This is a genomic window from Synechococcus sp. A15-62 (assembly GCF_014280075.1).
Lineage (GTDB): Bacteria > Cyanobacteriota > Cyanobacteriia > PCC-6307 > Cyanobiaceae > Parasynechococcus.
This window is the reverse complement of sequence record NZ_CP047950.1, coordinates 575674-596350: the sequence shown is the minus strand read 5'-3', so window position 1 is coordinate 596350 and position 20677 is coordinate 575674. Positions and strand designations below refer to the sequence as shown.

Here is a 20677-nt window from a genome sequence, read left to right as displayed (position 1 = left end):
GATCCTGAAGACAGATCCCTTGCCATCAACGTGGCTCAGCCGGTTTCCCCCCCAGCTTCCCGCCGCGCCCAACCTCCGGCCAAAGTTCAGGACGATCTCGGGAGGTTCACAACCCGGCGCCCAGGGCCGCTGCGCATGGTTCTGGCTCTCCAAGCCTCGAGGAGATCGTGCGAATCGCCCATGATGCAGGCCATTCCGATGTCTACCTCGGAGTGGGGGAAGTCCCGCGCTACCGGGCCCGGGGAGACATGCAAGGCACGGAATGGCCGGTCACCCACGCCGAGGTCTTTCAGGGATGGCTCCAGGAAATCCTGACGCCACAGCAGATCGATGGCTTCAACCGCGACAAGGAATTTGACGGCTCCCATGCCTTCCCCTTCGTGCGCGTGCGCATCAACCTGATGGATTCCCTGCGAGGCCCGGCCATGGTGCTGCGCCTCATTCCGCAGACGATCCTCACCATGGAGCAGCTGCATCTCCCCAGCGTGCTGCAGAGCCTCGCCGCCCGGCCGAAGGGACTGATCCTGGTCACCGGACCGACAGGGTCTGGCAAGAGCACAACCCTGGCGGCGATGATCGATTGGATCAACCGCAATGAGGCACGCCACATCCTCACGATCGAGGATCCCGTCGAGTTCGTGCATGAGAGCCGCAAATCCCTCATCCGGCACCGGGAAGTGGGGTCGCACACTCTCAAGTTCCACAACGCCCTGAGGGCAGCCCTGCGGGAAGATCCCGATGTGATTCTGGTGGGCGAAATCCGGGATCAGGAAACCCTCTCCACGGCCCTTGAAGCGGCCCAGACCGGCCACCTGGTGTTCGGGACGCTGCACACCAATTCAGCTGTGAAAACCGTGGAACGGGTCCTCGGCATGTATCCGCCTGAAGAGCAGGAGAGTGTTCGCCGTTCGTTATCCAAGTCGCTGCTGGGGGTGATCGCCCAGGGCTTGATCAAGACAACAGATGGAAAACGGGCTGCGTATCACGACATCCTGATCAACACCGATGCCTGCAAGGACTACATCCAGCGGGGGGCGCTCGATGAGGTGGAGGAAATCATGGAACGCAGTGGATTCGATGGGATGGTGACCACCAATCAATCGCTGCTGGCCCTGGTGGAGGCGGATCGAATTGACGGCGATCAAGCGGTGGCCGTCAGCCTCAAGCCCAACGAGCTGGCTCAGGCCCTGCGGGGCCGAAGCTGATCAGCCACCGCTGAACACTCGCACCAACAGAACAACAGCGATGCCTGCGGAAAGGCCGATCATCGCCAGACGGCCATTCCAGATTTCGGCCTGTGGGGTGAAGCCACGCTTCCAGGCGTTCAGCTCATCAGCCTCAACGGGCTCTGGAGCATCTGATCTGGTTTCCGGTTGGTCCACGACGCAGAGACCGAACAGTGCGTTCAAGCCTAAAAGGCTTTCCTAAAAGGGTGGGTCTGGTGTGTAAAGCGCATTGGCCTGATCCAGAGGCCAGCGGGCTGCAACGCCTGATTCAAGAGAGGTGCAAGCGGCGTTCTGGCCCAGACGCATCAAGGCCGCAGCTCCGATCATGGCGGCGTTGTCGGTGCAGAAGGCCAGCGGAGCGATGGAAACCGCTATGCCCCGCTGCTTTCCCTGTTCGAGCATGCTTTGGCGCAAGCGACGGTTCGCGGCGACACCGCCGACCATCACCAGTTGCTGAACACCATGGTCTGCGGCACAGCGAAGGCTGCGCTGCACCAGAACATCAGCCACCACCTGTTCGAAACTGGCGGCCAGGTCGGCAAGAGGCAGCGGATCGGTGGTCTGCCGCAGGGTTTCCACGGTGCGGAGCATGGCGGTCTTCAGACCACTGAAGGAAAAGTCGTAGGGGTGAAAACCGCCGCCCGGCAATGAAATCCGCCCCTTGGGCAGGCGAAAGCGCGTTGCATCACCCGTTTCGGCTACAGCCTGGATGGCAGGACCTCCGGGATATCCCAAACCGAGCAGGCGGGCCACCTTGTCGAAAGCCTCTCCAGCGGCATCGTCATGGCTTCGGCCGAGCCGCGTCATCCCGCCGTCCTCAGCCACAAGAATCAGCTCGGTGTGCCCCCCACTCACAAGCAACACCAGATAAGGAGCTTGCGGTGGAGCATCTCCAAGCATCACCGAGGCCAGATGACCCTCGAGGTGATGAACGCCGAGGAAGGGGCGCTGATGAAGCGCGGCAAGGGTTCGGCCGGTCACTGAGGCCACCATCAGAGCCCCGGCCAGACCTGGAGTGATCGTGGCCGCAATGGCATCCAGCTGCCCCAGAGCGACGCCCGCCTCGTCAACCACGGCCTCCACCAGCCCCGGCAGGGCCTCAACGTGCCGGCGCGAAGCGATTTCGGGCACCACACCACCCCAACGGGCATGCTCCTCAACCTGAGATGCAATCCGCGACGCCAGAACGTCGATTCGCCCATCAGCGTGACGGCGCAGGACCGCTGCAGCGGACTCGTCACAACTTGTTTCGAGGGCAAGCACTGCATGCATCGAAGCGATGCGCCTCCCCTACTGTCCGACTTGTGACATATTGCCCTTTCGGGGCACCGTTCAGAGGAATTGTTCCGATGCGTCGTCTCTTCGCCGTCGTGCTTTCAGCACTCCTGGTGTTCGGCTTCGCCCCCGTCGCCAAGGCGGATGTGGCTGGCCTCACACCCTGCTCAGAAAGTGCCCGCTTCCAGCAACGTGCTGCCGCTGCCACCACGCCTCAGGCCAAAGCTCGCTTCGAGATGTACAGCCAGGCCTCCTGTGGTGAGGATGGCCTTCCCCACCTGATCGTCGATGGCCGCTGGAGCCATGCCGGTGATTTTGTCTATCCCGGCATCATGTTCCTGTACATCGCCGGCTGCATCGGCTGGGCCGGTCGTGAGTACCTGAAAGCAACTCGCGGCAAGAATGCTGCCCAATACGAAATCTTCATCGATCGCAGCATCGCCATCAAGAGCCTTCTGGCTGCTGCCACCTGGCCACTGGCTGCTTTCGGTGAATTCACCAGCGGCAAGCTGCTCGAAGACGACAGCAAGGTGACCGTTTCACCACGCTGATTCCGACGACTTCAACCATTGCTCCCTCAACAATGAACAAGTTTCTGACCGCAGCTCCAGTGGTTGCAGCCATCTGGTTCACCGCCACCGCAGGAATCCTGATCGAGTGGAACCGCTTCTTCCCCGATCTCCTCTTCCACCCGATGTGAATCTGGGGTGATCTTCAACAGCCAAGGGAACCTTCGGGTTCCCTTTTTTTGTGCCTGCACCACGTTGCCGATCAATGTTGCCTCGATCGGTGTTGCCTCGATCGGTGTTGCCTCGATCGGTGTTGCGAAGCTCAGCTCCGCGTCATCCCAGCCCCATCAGGGTCTCCACTTGGTTCAACGCGGATTCGAGATCGTCATTGATCACGACAGCGTCGAATTCCTGTTGGGCCTCGAGTTCTTCGCGAGCGCGAGTCAGGCGGCGCTGAATGGCGTCCTCTGAATCGGTTCCGCGCCCCCGAATCCGGCGCTCCAACTCTTCAAAGCTGGGGGGCGCCAGAAAAATCTGAAAACCGTCCGGAAAACTGCGACGCACCTGACGGGCACCTTCCAGCTCAATCTCCAGCAGCACGGGGCGCCCCGCCACCATCTTTTGCTCAACGGGACCTCGGGGGGTGCCGTAGCAATTCCCCGCAAATTCCGCCCACTCCAGAAAACCTCCCTGCTCCACCAAAGCCTCAAACCCCGCACGGCTGTGGAAGAAGTAGTTGATGCCGTCCTGCTCCCCCTGGCGCGGCGAACGGGTGGTGGCCGACACCGACAGCCAGATCTGGGGATGCCGTTCCAGCAGTTGGTTCACCAGGGTTCCCTTGCCGACGCCACTGGGGCCGGTGATCAAGGTGAGTTTTCCACTGGTGGACATCGCGGCGTCTGCGTGGGTCAGCAGAGTAGGAAGCCCCATTGCCCCGCCCGGTGCTCCAGGTGAACGCTTCCACCAGCCTGCAGCCAATGGATCTCACCACGCTTCGCGCGGTGCTCTGGGATCTGCGGCCGAAGCTGTTGCCCAGCCGCTTCGAGAAGGCCCAACAACCGGACCCGGCAACGATTCAACTGGGATGCCGCAGCCTCGAGGGGATGGTGTGGCTGGAACTGAGCTGGCAAGCCGACGCACCTCGGCTGGTGGAGGTCAACCCTCCCCCGCGCAGCGGCAGCGGCAGCACCTTCGCCCAACAGTTGCAACACAGCCTCCGCCAACTGGCACTGGTGGAGCTCCACCAGAGCGGCTTTGAACGGGTGGTGGAATTCCGGTTTGCCCAACGCCCTGGGGAACCGATCCAGCGGGTTCTCGTGCTGGAGCTGATGGGACGGCACAGCAACCTGCTGCTGCTCGATGAGCAGCGCCGCATCATTGCCCTGGGGCGACAGGTCCGGGACCATCAGTCCCGCGTGCGCCCTCTCTCCACCGGTGATTCCTACAGCCCACCACCGATGCTGCAGGGGTTGGCACCGGATCGAACGGAGGGCTTTGAACGCTGGAAGGAGCGGCTTTCTCTCGTTCCGGTCCCTCTGCGCAAGGCCCTGCAGCAGACCTATCAGGGGATCAGCCCAGCCCTGGCTCTACAGCTCGCCGGTGACCACGTGAACACCCTGGTGGACAGCCTGGATGCACGCCACTGGAGCCATCTCTTTGAGCGCTGGTCGCTCTGGTTGGACCAGCTCGAGCGTGAGCAGTTCGCCCTCGTGGTGGAGAACGACGGTCGCTACCGGGTCTGGGGATCTCCCCGTGGCGAGGTGCATCCACAACCCGCTCTGGCTCTCACGCTGGGATCCCTGCACCAGCACTGCCAAGAGCAACGGGCCCTGGCACGGGTCAGCCATGACCTGCGTCAACGCCTGGAGCGTTGGCGCAGCAAAGAACAGGCCGCCCAGGAAGACCAACACCAGCGCCTGAGCGCTACCGATGGGCACGAAACCCTTCAACGCCAGGCGGACGCTCTCCTCTGCCTCGGCAATCCAAGCCGCGACCAGGTCGATGAAGCCCAGTCGCTCTATCGCCGGGCCAAAAAACTGCGGAGATCGCGCCCGATCCTCGAGCAGCGGCTGGAGCACCATCAGCAACGTCTTGAGCTGATCAGCGAGAGCGAAACCTTCATCGAGGATCAACTGAGCGCAACCTGGCAGGACAGCCCGGCGCGCCTCTCCGCCCTGAATGATCTGCGGGAGGAACTCGATGAGCTGTTGCAGCCCAAGGAACGCCGTCGCTCCACGCGACAGCAGCGTCAACAGGACCAGCCCAAGCCGCTGGAACTGACCACTCCGGGAGGTCTCAAGGTGCAGGTGGGGCGGAACCACCGCCAGAACGATTGGATCTCGCTGCGGCAAGCCCGCAGTGGTGACCTCTGGTTTCACGCCCAGGAGTGCCCAGGAAGCCATGTGGTGCTGAAGAGTTCCAACGGGCTGGCCGAGGAATCCGACCTGGCAATGGCAACGGATCTGGCGGCCTATTTCAGCCGCGCTCGGGGCAACACGCGGGTGGCGGTTGTGATGGTGCCCACCGATCAGCTGCAGCGCATTCCCGGTGCGGGCCCGGGCACCGTGCGCCACGGCCAGGCTGAAATTCGCTGGGGGGATCCCCAGGGCGCGGAAGAGCGGCTGCTTGCCCCTAGCCTGAGCCCACATTCGGGCTGACCTGTTGCGCCGCCCGACCCGCGTCCGTGTCTGAGCGCCCCGAAGGTCCCCCAGCTCTGCAACCACCACCACCCATTCGCATTGGGAGGGCACCTGGCGATGCCGATCTACCCAATGAGGTGGAGATGCCTCTGGTGGATCACCTTGAGGAACTGCGTCAACGGGTTCTGCGCAGCTTGCTGGCCGTTGTCATTGCAGCACTGACCTGCCTGCTGGGGGTTAAACCTCTTGTGCGCCTGCTGGAAGCGCCAGCCAGTGGCATTCATTTTCTTCAACTTGCGCCGGGTGAATTTCTGTTCGTCTCGCTCAAGGTGGCCGGCTACGCCGGCCTCACCCTGGCCCTGCCCTACGTGCTGTTCCAGATCCTGGCCTTCGTGCTGCCGGGTCTGACGATCCGCGAACGACGCCTGATTGCCCCTGCCGTCGCCGGCTCCGCAGTGCTGTTCATGGCGGGCCTGGCCTTTGCCTGGTGGGCCTTAGTACCAGCCGCCCTGCGTTTTCTGGTGAGCTACGGCGCCGATGTGGTGGAGCCGCTCTGGTCAATCGAGCGCTATCTGGATTTTGTTCTGCTGCTCATGCTGGCCACCGGGCTGGCGTTTCAGCTCCCTGTGCTGCAGCTGCTCCTCGGGGCCCTGGGGCTAGTGCGCTGGAGGCCGATGCTTGGGGCCTGGCGCTGGGTTGTATTGGGTTCAGCCCTTGCTGGAGCTGTGCTGACGCCATCCACAGATCCGATCACGATGTTGCTTCTGGCTGGAGCCATCACGGCACTGTTCCTGATCGGCGTCGGTCTGGTGGCCCTGACCGAATCCTTCAGACCAGAAACTCCTTGATCAGCGTTTCCGCCTCCGGCCCCGTCGCCTCAAGCGGAAGACTCAACGCCTTGCCGAGACGGGGTTTGTCACGGGTGGAACCCATCCATTGGCGCACTTCACCCGCCAAACCAAGACGATTCACAACATCCAGCACTTCACCGAGATGCTGCCGATAGGCCTCAAGGTCCATCGGAAACGACTGTTGCTCGAGATAGGCCCACATCACCTGGAGGTACAAACGACGGCGTCGAACCACGAGCTGAAGGTCGTAAGTCGCCCGCCAGCGCTGGCGTAGACAGGCCATCACCTCATCGATACTGAGCGGCGGCTCGGGCACGGGCCTGGCGATTTCAAGCACAGAAGCAGAAGAGGCAGGGACAGGAAGACACCAGTCGTTGCAAAGCTTGACAGGCACTTAAGCATCCATAATGGACGCCATTCCGAGCTGGATGAACGTCCGCCATGACCCAACTTTCCTCGAGCGATGTGCCCGGAATGGGTCGTCGGCAGTTCATGAATCTGCTGACGTTCGGCTCCGTCACTGGTGTCGCCCTGGGAGCCCTCTACCCGGTGGCGAACTACTTCATTCCCCCCAAGGCCGCCGGCAGCGGCGGTGGGACCAGTGCCAAAGATGAGCTGGGCAATCCCATCACAGCCAGTGGTTGGCTCTCCAGCCACCCCGAAGGCGATCGCAGCCTTGTACAGGGCCTCAAGGGTGATCCCACCTATCTGATCGTCGAAGGCGAGGACGCCATCGGCAGCTACGGCATCAACGCCATCTGCACCCACCTCGGTTGCGTCGTTCCTTGGAACAGCGGTGCCAACAAGTTCATGTGCCCTTGCCATGGCAGTCAGTACGACGCCACCGGCAAGGTGGTTCGTGGCCCTGCCCCTCTCTCTCTGGCCCTGGCCAACGTCAGCGTGGAAAACGACAACGTGTTCGTGAGCCAGTGGACCGAGACCGACTTCCGAACTGGTGATAAGCCCTGGTGGGCCTGATTTTTCCCTTCCCTACGCCTGCATCCCCTCACCGTCCCATGCGTCGTCACCTTTCGCTTTTCCTTGGATCACTGGTCATCGGACTGGCTCTGCTGATTGCCCCAGCTGCCAGCTGGGCCTACCCCTTCTGGGCTCAACAGAACTACGACAGCCCCCGGGAAGCCACCGGCAAGATTGTTTGTGCCAACTGCCACCTGGCCAAAAAGCTGACCCAGGCTGAAGTTCCTCAATCGGTCCTCCCCGACAGCGTCTTCACCGCCAGCGTCAAGGTTCCCTACGAGGACGGGCTCCAGGAGATCGGTGCTGACGGCAGCGATGTGGGCCTTCAGGTGGGCGCTGTTGTCATGCTTCCTGACGGCTTCACCCTGGCTCCTCAGGACCGCTGGACCGACGAGATAAAGGAAGAGACCGAAGGGGTCTATTTCACCCAGTACAGCGACGAGCAGCCAAACATCCTGCTGGTGGGACCGATTCCTGGTGACGAGCATCAAGAGATCGTCTTCCCTGTTCTCTCTCCTGACCCCGCCACCGACAGCAACATCCACTTCGGCAAATACCAGATCCACGTGGGTGGCAACCGCGGCCGTGGCCAGGTGTATCCGACCGGCGAGAAGAGCAACAACTCTGTCTATACCTCTCCTGCCAGCGGCACCATTGCCTCCATCGAACCCGGTGACAACGGCGCCAGCGTGGTCAGCATCAAGGCTGCTGACGGCAGCAGCGTGAGCGAGACCATTCCCGTGGGTCCTGAGGTTCTGGTCAGCGTTGGCGACACCATCGAAGCTGGTGCTGCCCTGACCAATGACCCCAACGTGGGCGGCTTCGGCCAGGTGGACGCAGAGATCGTTCTTCAGAACCCTGTTCGGATCTATGGCTTGCTCGCCTTCTTCGCGGCTGTGGCTCTGGCTCAGATCATGTTGGTGCTGAAGAAGAGGCAGATCGAAAAGGTTCAGGCAGCTGAGGGCGTCTGATCGCTATGGCTGTTGAAGCCCTGTTTCCCCTGGCGACCTTCCAGTCGCCAGGGGAATTTTTGCCTCATACCGAAAACTGGTTTCTTCCTCTCCGTTGGTACGGGCTGCTGATTGCAACAGCCGTGTTGATTGGACTAAACCTCTCCAGCCGCCTGGCCAAGCTGCGACAGCTGGAAAACGGCCTGATCAGCGACCTGCTGCCGTTGCTCGTTCTGTTTGCCGTCATCGGAGCACGGATCTACTACGTGGCCTTCGAATGGCACAACTACGCCTCCCACCCGCTCAAGGCCCTGGCCATCTGGGAAGGAGGGATTGCCATCCACGGTGCTCTGCTGGCGGGAACACTCACGCTGATCCTGTTCTGCCGCTGGCGCCGGCAACCCTTCTGGGATGTTCTGGATGTTCTGGTTCCTTCCGTGGCCTTGGGGCAGGCCATCGGACGCTGGGGGAACTTCTTTAATTCAGAGGCCTTCGGGGTTCCAACCGATCTGCCGTGGAAACTGTTCATCCCGGCGCAGAGCCGCCCGGTGATCTACGGCACATCGGAGTTCTTCCACCCGACGTTCCTCTACGAATCGATCTGGAACCTGCTGCTCTTCGGAATTCTGCTCCTGCTCTTTCGCCGCGGACTGAAGACTCCTGGGATGCTCCCATCTGGGGCCATGAGTTGTGTGTATCTGGTGGGGTACAGCCTCGGCCGCGTCTGGATCGAAGGTCTGCGCATTGATCCCCTCTGCATCGGATCGCTTCCACCGGCATGCGATGGGGGAATCCGCATTGCCCAGTTGATGAGTTTCACCTTGGTGGCGCTGGGCATGATCGGGCTTTGGTGGCTATACGGACGAAAGCAACCCTTGCCTGATCCATCAGGCCAACGCAGTTGAGTCACGTTGTCAGTTTCGTCGGAGCAGGCCCGGGTGCTCCAGACCTGCTCACCCTTCGCGCGGCTGAACGTCTGAACAAGGCCGATGTGCTGGTCTGGACGGATTCCCTGGTCTGTCCTGCTATCGCAGATCTGGCTCCGGCTTCTTGCGAAAGGATCCGTACCAGCACGACCACGCTCGAAGACCTAATCCCGTTGCTGATCGATCGACAGCGCCAGGGCAAACGGGTGGTGCGGCTCCATGACGGAGACACGGCTCTCTACAGCGCCATCAACGAGCAGATCTGCGCCTTGAGTGACGCCGAAATCCCTGTGGAAGTGATCCCTGGAATCAGCGCCTACCAAGCGACAGCCGCCGGACTTGCCAGCGAACTCACCCTTCCAGGCGTGGTGCAGACCATTGTTCTCAGTCGCGCTGGAGGTCGCACCGGCGTTCCGGAACGGGAACAGCTGGATCGGCTGGCAGCCCTGCGCGCCAGCCTTTGCATCTATCTGAGTGCACGACACGTTGAAGAGGTGCAAACCACTCTTCTGCAGCACTACTCCGCCGACACGCCCGTCGCCATCGGACATCGGGTGAGCTGGCCCGATCAGATGCTGACAGTGGTCCCTCTCAGGGAGATGGCTGCTGTTAGCCGGGAACGCAATCTGATTCGAACAACGCTTTACGTGGTGAGTCCGGCCCTCGCCGGTGGTCCTCAGCGTTCACGTCTTTACTCGCCTGACCACGACCATCTCTTCCGTCCGAAGGCCCAATAGGCGGTGGTTTAGGATCGACTTGTGCGGGCGATTAGCACAGTGGTAGCGCACTTCCTTCACACGGAAGGGGTCACTGGTTCGAATCCAGTATCGCCCATGTTTTTTGGTGGCCCTTAGCCACATGGTGTTCACCAAGTGCTGACTGCACTGTGGAATGGGCTTAGGTTCAGCCCTGAATTAGGTCGACCTACCCATTGATGAACGAGCCGAGTCTTGTGGACGACCAAGGCAAAGCCACGGGGCTGGTCGAAGCAGGGCGACAATTGGCCGAAGCACGAGCTGCGGCGGGCCTGACCCAGAACCAGCTCGCCAGCCAGATGCACATGGGCGAAGAGCAACTGGCAGCACTGGAACGCGGCGATCAAGCCGAACTGCCTGAACCCGTGTTCATCAAGGCCATGGTGCGCCGGCTCAGCTCCCACCTGGGTTTGGATGCTGATGCCATGGTTCAGGCCCTCGGCCCGCTCAACACCAACCAGCCCAAACGGCCAGCTCCCAAGGCCACAACGCGGGGCATCACTCCGCAACGCCAAAGAGCAGTCAATCCGCTTCCCCTTGTGGCCCTCGCCGGGCTTGCTGGGCTTGGGTTTGTTGTGTGGAGCAACGCCTCCGAGTTCACACGCTTCGCTCAGAGCTTGAGACCTGCCAATCCAACCCTTGAGCCAAGCGAAGCCGATCTCGAGGTGGCCGAGGTTTCAGATGAACGCGATGCCCTCATCGTTCCGGCGCCACCGACTGCAGAACTGGGGCTCACAATCAGCAGCAGCGAACCCAGCTGGATCACCCTGCGGCGTGAGGGAATTGTGGAATTCGAAGGACTCCTGAACGGCGAACGCAGGATTGAGAATCCTGATCTGGTGGAGATCTACGCCGGCCGGCCTGATCTGGTTCAGCTGAGTTCACCCAACGCCGAGACACGAACCCTGGGCGCTGTCGATGACATCCGCTGGATGCCCCTCAACCCTGAACGCTGACGCGCAGCTCCACCCCGACCGCCTCTTTCACCACCTCAGCGCAGCTCTCCAAGCTCCACTGTTCAAGGCTGACGTTCTGATTGATCCGGTCAGGCACGATCTCCAGATCCAGAGTTCCCTTCACCGCGTGAATGCGCAGTGCTGAGATCACCGGCTCAGGCCTGCGATCCAATGCCGCGGCCAAGCGCAGCAACAGGGCCATCTGCTGAACACAACGTCGGTTGTCTCGGGTGGCCACAAGCTGCCAAGACTCATGGCGTTTCTTCGGCAGGCTGCGGCGGTGATAGCGAGCAATCGCCGCCACCATCAGATGCTCCGCCTCGGAATAACCCAGCAGCTCACCATGACGAATCAAGTACCAGGTGTGCTTGTGGTAAGCGCTGATGTTGATGTGCTGGCCACAGGAATGGAGCATGGCTGCAGCCCAAAGCAGTTCGCGCCCTTCGCCACTGTCGTCATGCATCACGCCTCGCGTGGCGTCGTAGAGGCTGAGGGCATGGCTGGCGACCCGTTCAGCCCTGCTCAGGTTCACCGCAAAGCGCTGCACCTGATGGATCACGGTGCGTTGCCTGATGCTGCTCTGAAAGCTGAAGCGGTCTTCCAGAAGACCCTGGCGAAGCATCCAATCAACGATCAAACCTTCCCTGAGCGCCCGCTCACTGAGCACGAAATCCTCCACACCCAGCATCTTCATGGTGGTTTGCAGGATCAGCGCGCCGGGAACAATGATTTCGGCCCGACGATCATTGATGGACGCCAACTCCCGTCGCTGAGCAGGGGTCATCGTGATCAGACGATCAACCACCTTGTCCAGGCACTGCCGAGTGACGCGGTAGCCATGCAATTTGCGGGGTGGGCGCTCCTCCTCACTCGCCGCAAGGGAGCCAATGGCCATCGCCGTGCCGCTGGTGGCCACCAACACTGGGGTTTCACCGGGTTTAATCCTGCGACGGACTTTGTCGACCGCGGGTTCAAGCGACCCCTGAATGAAGGCCTGCAGAAACGATCGCCGTTGGGGGGGCATCGGATCATCCCGAACAAAGTCCCGCTGAAGTCGCACAGCCCCCACACGGGTGCTCGTCAGGGCGCGGGCATCACGACCATCGGCCAGGATCAGTTCCGTGGAGCCACCGCCGATGTCGAGCAGAAGATGCGGACGATCTCCAAACGGCATTCCTGAGAGGACGCCCAAGTAGATCAGCCGGGCCTCCTCGGGGCCGCTGACCAAATCCACCTCCATCCCCAGATCGTCGTGAATGGTCTGGAGAAAATCGCGACCATTGGGTGCTTCTCGAACGGCACTCGTCGCCGCTGTGACGATCTGCTCAACCCGGTGACTGGCGGCGAGATCTCGGAACTGGCGAAGGGTTTCCAGCCCCCGTTGCATCGCCGCCTCAGTCAGCTCACCGGTCTCGGGATCACGCTCCCCCAGACGCGTGGTGGCCTTTTCGGCCTGGATGATCCGAAACGTGCGCAGCTTCGGATCAACGGCTGCCACCAGAAGGTGAAAGGAATTGGTCCCGATATCGATGGCGGCGATCCGACGCAGATCAGCGTTCACTGCCTGAGGCACACCGTTGTTCTGTTCCGTTGGCTGGGCTGGGGCCTTGGCATCCAGCATCAACGTCAGAGCGGCAATGAAATCCACTCTGCCACTGACGGCCGGGGCCATCAGACCCTGACTAGGGTTCTTCAAATCCCGTTGATTGTGATCAGCAGCTCTGCCCGTCTTCAGCCCTGGATCGAACTGCTCCGCTGGAACAAACCCACCGGCCGGCTGATCCTGCTGATCCCAGCAGGCTGGGCCCTCTGGCTGAATCCAAGCGCTCCCCCCAGTCTCGTGCTGATCCTGCAGATCCTGCTGGGGGGGCTGGCGGTGAGCGGTGCGGGTTGCATCGCCAATGACCTCTGGGACCAGCGCTTCGACGGCAAGGTGGAACGCACAAAACGTCGGCCTCTGGCCCGTGGTGCTCTGCAGCGAGGCCCAGCCTTCGCTCTGCTGCTGACCCTGTTGGGCCTCAGCCTGGCTGTCGTGCTGAGTCTTCCAGCCGACAGCCTCAGGCTCTGTCTCGCCTTGGCCTGCACGGCCGTGCTGCCGATCCTCGGCTATCCATCAGCAAAGCGGTGGTTCGCCTTCCCCCAAGTGATCTTGGCGCTGTGCTGGGGTTTCGCAGTGCTGATCCCATGGGCCGCTGCAACGGCCTCCTTGAGCTGGAGTCCTGTCCTGGTGTGCAGTTGGCTGGCAACCGTGGTGTGGACTTTTGGCTTCGACACGGTCTATGCCATGGCCGACCGACGTGACGATGCAAGCCTTGGCCTGCGCAGCAGCGCCCTGAGCCTCGGACCCCGTGTGGTGCCTGTGGTGCGGGGCTGCTACCTCGTGACAGCCATCACCCTTGCCATGGCGGCCTGGTCGGCTGGGATCCCGGCTCCGTTCTGGCCTCTCTGGTTACTTGCCACCGTCTTCATGCAGCTCAGCTGCAACCCGTTGAACCAAAAGGGTGCCCCCATGGGCACCTACGGCAAGCATTTTGCCCAGCAAGTGCAGGCGGGAACGCTGCTCTGGCTCGGCCTGGTTCTGGCCAGGGGATGGGGAGCCTGATGCGGATCACCCCGGCTCCACCACTCAAAACTGGAGACCGTGTGGCCTGTGTGGGCGCCAGTTCAGCCCTGCAGGACGACATCAAGCTGCAGGAGGGCATTGCGGTCCTCCAGAGCTGGGGCCTCGATGTTCAACCCCAGACCTTGGCCAGCCGACGTTGGGGCTACTTCGCAGGGGGCGATGACGCGCGTCATGCCGATCTGCATCCGGCCGAACCCGCAGCGCTGCTGGCCTGTGCCCGCGGTGGATGGGGGGCTGCTCGGCTGCTGGAGCAGCCCATCCGCTGGCAGAGCGGCTGGCTGCTGGGCTTTTCCGACGTCACAGCTCTGCTCTGGGCCCGCCAGGCAGCAGGGTTTGCAGGGGGCATCCATGGCCCCTTGCTCACAACGCTTGCGGAGGAGCCGCATTGGAGCCGTGACCGTTTGCGCAACCTGCTCTTCGGCAACGCCGTCCCTGACCTGCAAGGTCGTGGCGGCGGCGGCGGTGTGGGGAGCGGTCCTCTGCTTGTGGCCAATCTGACCGTGGCCACCCACCTGTTGGGCAGCCCTTTCGTGCCCCCCCTCAAAGGAGCCGTTCTGGTGCTGGAGGACGTGGGCGAAGCCCCCTACCGCATTGATCGGATGCTCACTCAATGGAGGCTGAATGGCAGTTTGCAGGGGTTGGCGGGTCTGGCGTTTGGCAATTTCGAGGGATGCGCCGACGAAACCAGAGACGCCTCCGAATGCTTCAAGCTTGAGCAGGTCCTTGAAGAACGCACGGCCGATCTCGGCATTCCCAGAGTGATGGACCTGCCCGTTGGTCACCGATCCGGCAACGCAGCCCTACCCATGGGGGCGATGGCACGCCTCGACGGGCAGAACGGCCAGCTCAGCCTGCTGACCTGAGGGCGAGAACCGCTTCCGCAACGGTGAGGTCAAACGGTGTGGTGACCTTGATGTTGGCCGGGCCGGCATCCAAGACCTGCACAGGCCAACCCAGACGCTCATACAACGACGCATCGTCGGTGACCGTCCAGCCCTGGGCAACCGCCTCAGCGTGGCCGCGACGCAGCTGATCAACAGCAAAGCCCTGCGGCGTCTGCGCCGCCCAGAGCTCCGATCGATCCGGCGTATCGCGAATCACACCGTCGGATGCCACACGCTTGATCGTGTCGCTCACCGGCGTTGCAGCAATCAGCGCCGTGCCGTCCTCCACCACAGCTGCACAGCGATCAAACAATTCCGGTTCAGCCAGACAACGGGCGCCGTCATGAATTAAGACGTGGCGAGCCTGCTCCGGCAACCCAGCCAGACCACACAGAACTGACTCCTGCCGCGTGCTGCCGCCCTGGATCCATTGCACTGGCTTGCTGGGCTCAACCAGCACCGCAAGGATGGCCTCTCGATCAACCTCCTGGCCGACGATCCCGATCCATTCAATCCGCTCAGACCGGAGGGCCGCCTCAATGGTCCAGGCAATGACGGGGCGTCCAGCCAACGGCAGCAGCAGCTTGTTGCGATCCGCACCCATGCGCCGACCGCTTCCTGCCGCAGCAATCAACAGATGCACAAGCGACTCCTGCCCCGGACAGGCGTAAACGACCTCCATACAATCAGCTCGCACCATGGAAGGCGGCGCTGCATGCGAGTTCTTGCCCTGAGCCCGGGTTCGCTCGAAGACCAGCTGGACCGCCTACCGGCTCTGGCCGATATCTGTCAGAAGCTCAACGCCACCCTGCAGGTGGCCTGTGACCCCCAGCAGGCAGCCCCATGGAAGCTTCTGCCGTGCCTGGAGAAGCTGGTGCCATTCAGCTTCGAGGCCAACCCCACGCTTGCGGATTGGGCCAACCTGCTCGGCTGCGTGCGCGAACCCGACTTTCAGATCTGCATCAACTTCGCTGAAGGGCAACAGGTGAACCTGATGCTATCGATGAGCCACATCCCCAAACGCTTGGCCATTGAGGGATTTGCCTGCACCGACCAGGTCAGCTTTGGCCCGGGCTGGAGGCCCCAGCGTCTCAACCCTTTTCTCCAGGCCCTGGGGCTTGAACTCGAGGCCGATCAGTTCCGCCTGCCCCTGGCGGCAGAGACTCTTGAGGAAGCCCGTCTAGCACTGCCTAGCGGTGACGGCCCCCTGCTGCTGCTGTCTCCATCCGGCCAGGGGGATGACTGGCCTGCCGCGGAGTGGCACAAGCTGCCTGAGACGATCAAAAGCCGCCTACCAGCGCTGCGCAGCATGGTGCTGCCAACGGGGCTCAGCCTGACCAAGCGGGCGGCCTTGGTGGCCAATGCAGATGTCGTGCTCAGCAGCTGCCCGGTGTCCCAGCGCCTGGCGACCTATTGCGGCACCCCCCTGGTTGCTCTCGGAGCCGAGGCCGAAGACCTTCCGGAGCGCCAGGAGATCCGCTGCCTCGGCCGCTCGCAGGAGCTCGCCACGCTGCAGAGCAGTGATGTGCTGACGGCCCTCGGTTTCTGAGGAGACGTCCGATGAGGCGGCGCCGAGCCAGGGGACAGCTGAAGCTGATCACGGCTCCATGGCGAGGGCCCATCAGTGCCCTCAGTGCTGTGATCTTCGCGGGTGCCCTCGGCTATCGGATCACCGAGGGATGGGACTGGGGCGATTGCCTCTGGATGGTGCTGATCACGATCAGCACCATCGGTTTTGGAGAAGTCGCCCCGCTTTCACCTCCAGGCCGCCTGGTCACCGTCTTGATCGTGGTGGGTGGCTTGGTGGTTGTTCAACTGGCCATCCAACGCGTTCTCGGGCTGAAGGAGTCGGGATATTTCCGCAGACTGCGGGAGTTCCGCTTTCTCCGCATGCTGGAAGGCCTTCACGACCACGTGATTCTTTGCGGCTACGGCCGGATCGGGCAGGAGATTGCAGCCCAACTGCAACGGGACGCGGTGCCACTCGTGGTGATCGAAACCGATCCAGAACGAAAGGCCGTGGCTGACGAGAATGGCCTCTGGGTGCTTCAGGCCGATGCAACCCTCGATGAAACCTTGCTGGACGCAGGTCTGGAACGCTGCTGCAGCCTCGTGGCAGCTCTACCCAGCGATGCCTCCAATCTGTACGTGATCCTCAGCGCCAAGGATCTGCGACCGGATTGCCGCTTGATTGCACGCGCCAACAGTGATGAGGCTGCGTCCAAATTGCGGCTGGCCGGCGCCACTGTGGTGGTCAGTCCCTATGTAGCTGGTGGTCGGGTGATGGCCGCTTCAGCGCTGCGACCACTGGCCCTCAACTTCATGGAGCTGCTGGCGGGCTCCGACTATGAAATCGAGGAATTCCAGCTGAGTCAGAACCCCCTGCTTCTCAAAGAGATCGAAGGGAAAAGCCTGTCTGAACTTGAGCTGGGCCGTCGCAGTGGAGCCATGGTGCTGGCGATCAGGGACAACGGAAAGCTGATCGCCAATCCAGGCGGCGCCACCCAGATGGCAGCGGGGCAGCTCCTGATCGTGCTGGGAAGCAAGACCCAACTCACCACCTTTCAGAGGTTGCTTGGGGAGGCCGTCGACACGATTGAAAGCATGCCGGGTTGAGCGGGATATCGACGGCTCCGTACGATCCTGCGATCAACGGTGCCCTCATGTCTCCCAGCGCTTCTCTTGCCGGACAGACCGCCCTGGTGACGGGAGGAGGGCGTGGCATCGGCCGTGCCATCGCTCTCGCCCTTGGTGAAGCGGGTGCAGAAGTGGTTGTGAACTACTCCAGTTCAGCCGCGGCAGCAGATGAAGTGGTCGCTGCCATCACCACGGCAGGGGGCAAGGCCTACGCCCTGCAAGCCAACGTTTCGGTCGAGACCGAGGTGGATGGCCTGATCAAGACGGTGCTTGAGCGCAGCGGCCGTTTGGATGTGTTGGTCAACAACGCCGGCATCACGCGGGACGGCCTGCTGATGCGGATGAAAACCGACGATTGGCAATCGGTGATCGACCTCAACCTCAGTGGAGTGTTCCTCTGCACGCGAGCCGTGGCACGCCCGATGCTGAAGCAGAAGAGTGGTCGGATCATCAACATCACCTCTGTCGTGGGGCTGATGGGCAATGCAGGACAGGCCAACTACGCCGCCGCCAAAGCCGGCGTCATCGGTCTCACCCGCAGCACCGCCAAAGAGCTTGCCAGCCGTGGCATCACCGTGAACGCTGTGGCTCCGGGTTTCATCGCCACGGACATGACCAAGGACCTCGATGCGGAGGCCATCCTCAAAGACATCCCTCTGGGGACCTTTGGCACCCAGGAGCAGGTGGCCGGCGCTGTGCGCTTCCTTGCGGCCGACCCGGCAGCGGCCTACATCACAGGCCAGGTGCTGCAGGTGGATGGCGGCATGGTGATGGCCTGAGCCCCAGGATCAGGAATCAAGGGGTTGCGCCAATTCATCCCGCAAGCGGCGGATGCGCTGGAGCAGGCGTAACCGACGGCTGCGGGCAGTGGCGGTGAGAAAGATGCGCAGGGGCACGTAAACCAAGGCCATCGAACCGGCCAGGCCTGCCATCAGAACAAAGAAAAGTGCTCCGGATTCACCCATGACCGGACCCTAATCAGTTCATTTGGGGGCGGCATCCAGGCAGCCTCCAACCATTCGGCTTTCCCCACCACATCACCTCTCCACGAGCACCACATCGCTGTGGGACAGTGACCAACGGCGTGCCCGCGACTATGTCCAAACTCCTTTCCTTCTCTGACGAATCCCGCAGCGCCCTCGAGCGGGGTGTAGATGCACTCGCCGATGCGGTGCGCGTCACGATCGGCCCGCGCGGTCGCAACGTCGTGCTCGAAAAGAAATTCGGCGCACCCGACATCGTCAATGACGGCGACTCAATCGCCCGTGAAATCGAACTGGACGACCCGTTCGAAAACCTTGGCGCCAAGCTGATGCAGCAGGTGTCCTCGAAGACCAAGGACAAGGCCGGAGACGGCACCACGACGGCAACCGTTCTGGCTCAGGCCATGGTGCGGGAAGGTCTGCGCAACACCGCTGCTGGAGCGAGTCCTGTGGAACTCCGCCGAGGCATGGAGAAGGCCGCTGCACAGATCGTGGCAGGCCTGAGCGAGCGGAGCCAGGCCGTCGCCGGCGATGCCATTCGTCAGGTGGCCACCGTGAGCTCCGGGGGTGATGAAGAAGTCGGTCGGATGATTGCGGAGGCGATGGACAAGGTGAGCACCGATGGGGTGATCACAGTTGAGGAATCGAAATCTCTGGCAACGGAACTGGAAATCACCGAAGGCATGGCTTTCGACCGGGGCTACAGCTCCCCCTACTTCGTCACGGATGCTGACCGTCAGGTCTGTGAATTCGAAAATCCTCTGATCCTGCTAACGGACCGCAAGATCAGCACGATCACCGATCTGGTCCCCGTGCTGGAAACCGTTCAGAAGAGTGGTTCTCCCCTGCTCATCCTTTCTGAAGAAGTGGAAGGCGAGGCCCTGGCCACCCTGGTGATGAACAAGAGCCGTGGGGTTCTGCAGGTGGCCGCTGTTCGCGCACCCTCCTTTGGCGAACGTCGCAAGGCAGCCCTGGCCGACATCGCCATCCTCACGGGCGGAACGCTGATCAGCGAAGACAAGGCGATGACCCTCGACAAAGTGACCCTCGAGGATCTCGGCAAAGCACGCCGCGTCACCATCAGTAAGGAGAACACCACGATCGTCGCCACCGACGACCATCGCCAGGCGGTGAGCGAGCGCGTCTGCGCGATTCGACGTGAACTGGAGGCCACTGAATCCGACTACGACCGCGAAAAGCTCCAGGAGCGAATCGCCAAGCTGGCCGGCGGCGTGGCTGTGATCAAGGTCGGTGCACCGACGGAAACGGAACTGAAGAACCGCAAACTGCGGATCGAGGACGCCCTGAATGCCACCCGGGCCGCCGTCGAGGAGGGCATTGTTGCGGGAGGCGGCAGCACCTTGCTGCAACTCGCCGACAGCCTGGACGCCCTGGCTTCATCCCTGAACGGCGACCAGCGCACCGGCGTGGAGATCGTGCAGCGGGCACTGACGGCGCCGATTCATCAGATCGCCACCAATGCCGGTCAGAACGGTGACGTTGTAATTGCGGGCATGCGCAGCAGCGGCCAGGGATTCAATGCCCTCAGTGGTGCCTACGAAGACCTCATGGCAGCTGGCATCGTTGATGCCGCCAAGGTGGTGCGCTTGGCAGTGCAGGATTCAATTTCGATCGCTTCTCTCCTGATCACCACCGAAGTTGTAATTGCCGACAAGCCGGAACCCCCTGCACCGGCTCCCGCCGGAGATGGAGACCCCATGGGTGGCATGGGCGGAATGGGTGGCATGGGCATGCCCGGAATGGGTGGCATGGGCATGCCCGGGATGATGTGATCAGCTAATCATTCCCTGGCGATAGGCGGTCACCTGGAGATCCACTCCGGTGATCGCCGTGCCCACCACAACGGTGTCGGCTCCGGCCTGTAATGCCAACCGTGCATCCGTTGGAGAGGCGATTCCCCCCTCACAGATCAGACGAACCGAGCGGGGAAGCTCATCGCGAAGTTGGGGAAGCAGATCAAACGCAGGGGGGCGCTGCTGTGCCGTGTCTTCCGTGTAGCCGTACAGCGTGGTCCCAACCCAATCACAGCCCAGTTCTGCTGCCCGCACACCATTCGCGAGCGAATCCACATCCGCCATCAGCGGGGCCCTCAGCTCATCACGGCTGCGCTGAATCAACGCGGCCAGGTGCTGCCCTGCAGGCCGCGGACGGGCTGTGGCATCGATCGCGATCACATCGGCCCCCGCCGACCAGACAGCCTGAATTTCTTTCCAGCCCGGGGTGATGTACACCGAGCTGTCCGGGAACGTGCACTTCCAGAGGCCGATGATCAAGGCGTCCGGACAGCGCCGGCGCACAGCCCCGATGTGTTCAGGGCTTTCCAAGCGCACACCCACAGCCCCATTGCGCAGGGCGGCATCCGCCATGGCAGCGATCACATCGGGATCGCGCATCGGCGAACCCTGGGGGGCCTGCACCGAAACGATCAGCCCCTGATCCAGGGATTCAGGGTTGGGAATCATGG

24 protein-coding genes and 1 tRNA gene are annotated in these 20677 nt (G+C 62.2%); 17 read left to right on the top strand and 8 right to left on the bottom strand.

Annotation, left to right across the window (positions count from 1 at the left end):
* The first annotated feature begins 14 nt into the window (after positions 1 to 14).
* On the top strand, positions 15 to 1205 hold the full coding sequence (locus SynA1562_RS03230) for a type IV pilus twitching motility protein PilT (RefSeq protein ID WP_186495279.1): 1191 nt from the start codon (positions 15 to 17) through the stop codon (positions 1203 to 1205).
* Here SynA1562_RS03230 and SynA1562_RS03225 read toward each other — a convergent pair whose 3' ends face one another.
* Entirely contained in the window at positions 1206 to 1382 is a 177-nt protein-coding gene (locus tag SynA1562_RS03225) for a chlorophyll a/b-binding protein (RefSeq protein ID WP_115010387.1), read from the bottom strand.
* Between the two features lie 42 nt (positions 1383 to 1424).
* Positions 1425 to 2498 (bottom strand): tRNA (adenosine(37)-N6)-threonylcarbamoyltransferase complex transferase subunit TsaD, encoded by a 1074-nt coding sequence (gene tsaD / locus SynA1562_RS03220; RefSeq protein WP_186494723.1) that lies wholly within the window; start codon positions 2496 to 2498, stop codon positions 1425 to 1427.
* Between the two features lie 77 nt (positions 2499 to 2575).
* On the opposite strand from tsaD, the gene SynA1562_RS03215 reads away from it, so the two are divergent.
* Entirely contained in the window at positions 2576 to 3052 is a 477-nt protein-coding gene (locus tag SynA1562_RS03215) for a Photosystem I reaction center subunit III (RefSeq protein WP_186494722.1), read from the top strand.
* 32 nt (positions 3053 to 3084) lie between these two features.
* Positions 3085 to 3201, top strand: coding sequence for a photosystem I reaction center subunit IX (psaJ, locus tag SynA1562_RS03210; RefSeq protein WP_006850741.1), 117 nt, complete (start codon positions 3085 to 3087; stop codon positions 3199 to 3201).
* Positions 3202 to 3343: 142 nt separating this feature from the next.
* Here psaJ and gmk read toward each other — a convergent pair whose 3' ends face one another.
* Positions 3344 to 3901 carry a guanylate kinase gene (gene gmk, locus SynA1562_RS03205; RefSeq protein ID WP_186495277.1) on the bottom strand — a complete coding sequence of 186 codons (558 nt, stop codon included), beginning with the start codon at positions 3899 to 3901 and terminating at the stop codon, positions 3344 to 3346.
* A gap of 86 nt (positions 3902 to 3987) precedes the next feature.
* Between gmk and SynA1562_RS03200 the strand changes: the two genes are divergently transcribed.
* Together SynA1562_RS03200 and tatC are read left to right on the top strand one after the other, a co-directional pair.
* Entirely contained in the window at positions 3988 to 5667 is a 1680-nt protein-coding gene (locus SynA1562_RS03200; RefSeq protein WP_186495278.1) for an NFACT family protein, read from the top strand.
* A gap of 125 nt (positions 5668 to 5792) precedes the next feature.
* Positions 5793 to 6497, top strand: coding sequence for a twin-arginine translocase subunit TatC (tatC, locus tag SynA1562_RS03195; RefSeq protein WP_186495276.1), 705 nt, complete (start codon positions 5793 to 5795; stop codon positions 6495 to 6497).
* Here the strand turns inward: tatC and SynA1562_RS03190 are convergent.
* A complete protein-coding gene (locus SynA1562_RS03190; RefSeq protein ID WP_186494721.1) occupies positions 6478 to 6894 on the bottom strand; it encodes a DUF3067 family protein in 417 nt (138 codons plus the stop codon). The genes tatC and SynA1562_RS03190 overlap by 20 nt on opposite strands.
* A gap of 47 nt (positions 6895 to 6941) precedes the next feature.
* On the opposite strand from SynA1562_RS03190, the gene petC reads away from it, so the two are divergent.
* The 6 genes from petC (at position 6942) to SynA1562_RS03160 (ending at position 11065) form a co-directional block, all read left to right on the top strand.
* Positions 6942 to 7478, top strand: a complete 537-nt coding sequence (petC, locus tag SynA1562_RS03185) for a cytochrome b6-f complex iron-sulfur subunit (RefSeq protein WP_006850760.1) — start codon at positions 6942 to 6944, stop codon at positions 7476 to 7478.
* Between the two features lie 38 nt (positions 7479 to 7516).
* Positions 7517 to 8449 (top strand): cytochrome f, encoded by a 933-nt coding sequence (petA, locus tag SynA1562_RS03180; RefSeq protein WP_186494720.1) that lies wholly within the window; start codon positions 7517 to 7519, stop codon positions 8447 to 8449.
* A 5-nt stretch (positions 8450 to 8454) separates the two neighbouring features.
* On the top strand, positions 8455 to 9333 hold the full coding sequence (gene lgt / locus SynA1562_RS03175) for a prolipoprotein diacylglyceryl transferase (protein ID WP_255445704.1): 879 nt from the start codon (positions 8455 to 8457) through the stop codon (positions 9331 to 9333).
* Positions 9330 to 10091 (top strand): precorrin-4 C(11)-methyltransferase, encoded by a 762-nt coding sequence (gene cobM / locus SynA1562_RS03170; RefSeq protein WP_186494719.1) that lies wholly within the window; start codon positions 9330 to 9332, stop codon positions 10089 to 10091. Before lgt ends, cobM begins: the two co-directional genes overlap by 4 nt.
* Before the next feature lie 25 nt (positions 10092 to 10116).
* Positions 10117 to 10188: transfer RNA gene (locus tag SynA1562_RS03165), tRNA-Val, on the top strand.
* A 100-nt stretch (positions 10189 to 10288) separates the two neighbouring features.
* Positions 10289 to 11065 (top strand): RodZ family helix-turn-helix domain-containing protein, encoded by a 777-nt coding sequence (locus tag SynA1562_RS03160; RefSeq protein ID WP_186494718.1) that lies wholly within the window; start codon positions 10289 to 10291, stop codon positions 11063 to 11065.
* On the opposite strand, the gene SynA1562_RS03155 is transcribed toward SynA1562_RS03160, so the two are convergent.
* Positions 11049 to 12686: a Ppx/GppA phosphatase family protein gene (locus SynA1562_RS03155; RefSeq protein WP_186495274.1), complete on the bottom strand. Its 1638-nt coding sequence runs from the start codon at positions 12684 to 12686 to the stop codon at positions 11049 to 11051. The genes SynA1562_RS03160 and SynA1562_RS03155 overlap by 17 nt on opposite strands.
* Positions 12687 to 12773: 87 nt before the next feature.
* On the opposite strand from SynA1562_RS03155, the gene SynA1562_RS03150 reads away from it, so the two are divergent.
* Together SynA1562_RS03150 and SynA1562_RS03145 are read left to right on the top strand one after the other, a co-directional pair.
* On the top strand, positions 12774 to 13667 hold the full coding sequence (locus tag SynA1562_RS03150; protein ID WP_255445702.1) for a 4-hydroxybenzoate polyprenyltransferase: 894 nt from the start codon (positions 12774 to 12776) through the stop codon (positions 13665 to 13667).
* Entirely contained in the window at positions 13667 to 14551 is an 885-nt protein-coding gene (locus SynA1562_RS03145; protein ID WP_186494716.1) for an LD-carboxypeptidase, read from the top strand. The genes SynA1562_RS03150 and SynA1562_RS03145 overlap by 1 nt, the downstream gene beginning before the upstream one ends.
* Here SynA1562_RS03145 and ispD read toward each other — a convergent pair.
* On the bottom strand, positions 14535 to 15215 hold the full coding sequence (ispD, locus tag SynA1562_RS03140) for a 2-C-methyl-D-erythritol 4-phosphate cytidylyltransferase (RefSeq protein WP_186495273.1): 681 nt from the start codon (positions 15213 to 15215) through the stop codon (positions 14535 to 14537). The two genes, SynA1562_RS03145 and ispD, sit on opposite strands and share 17 nt — an antisense overlap.
* 72 nt (positions 15216 to 15287) lie before the next feature.
* On the opposite strand from ispD, the gene SynA1562_RS03135 reads away from it, so the two are divergent.
* From SynA1562_RS03135 to fabG, 3 genes are read left to right on the top strand one after another with little or no spacing between them, the layout of a single operon-like run.
* On the top strand, positions 15288 to 16121 hold the full coding sequence (locus SynA1562_RS03135) for a glycosyltransferase family 9 protein (RefSeq protein WP_186494715.1): 834 nt from the start codon (positions 15288 to 15290) through the stop codon (positions 16119 to 16121).
* Between the two features lie 11 nt (positions 16122 to 16132).
* On the top strand, positions 16133 to 17188 hold the full coding sequence (locus SynA1562_RS03130; RefSeq protein WP_186494714.1) for a TrkA family potassium uptake protein: 1056 nt from the start codon (positions 16133 to 16135) through the stop codon (positions 17186 to 17188).
* A gap of 47 nt (positions 17189 to 17235) precedes the next feature.
* The gene (gene fabG, locus SynA1562_RS03125; protein ID WP_186494713.1) at positions 17236 to 17988 is read left to right on the top strand and encodes a 3-oxoacyl-[acyl-carrier-protein] reductase; all 753 of its coding nucleotides are present in this window, start codon (positions 17236 to 17238) and stop codon (positions 17986 to 17988) included.
* A gap of 9 nt (positions 17989 to 17997) precedes the next feature.
* Here fabG and SynA1562_RS03120 read toward each other — a convergent pair whose 3' ends face one another.
* Complete coding sequence (locus tag SynA1562_RS03120) at positions 17998 to 18174, bottom strand: hypothetical protein (RefSeq protein ID WP_006850012.1); 177 nt, start codon at positions 18172 to 18174, stop codon at positions 17998 to 18000.
* Between the two features lie 131 nt (positions 18175 to 18305).
* Between SynA1562_RS03120 and groL the strand changes: the two genes are divergently transcribed.
* Positions 18306 to 19985, top strand: coding sequence for a chaperonin GroEL (gene groL / locus SynA1562_RS03115; protein WP_186494712.1), 1680 nt, complete (start codon positions 18306 to 18308; stop codon positions 19983 to 19985).
* On the opposite strand, the gene SynA1562_RS03110 is transcribed toward groL, so the two are convergent.
* The gene (locus tag SynA1562_RS03110; protein ID WP_186494711.1) at positions 19986 to 20675 is read right to left on the bottom strand and encodes an N-acetylmannosamine-6-phosphate 2-epimerase; all 690 of its coding nucleotides are present in this window, start codon (positions 20673 to 20675) and stop codon (positions 19986 to 19988) included.
* Positions 20676 to 20677: the final 2 nt, after the last annotated feature.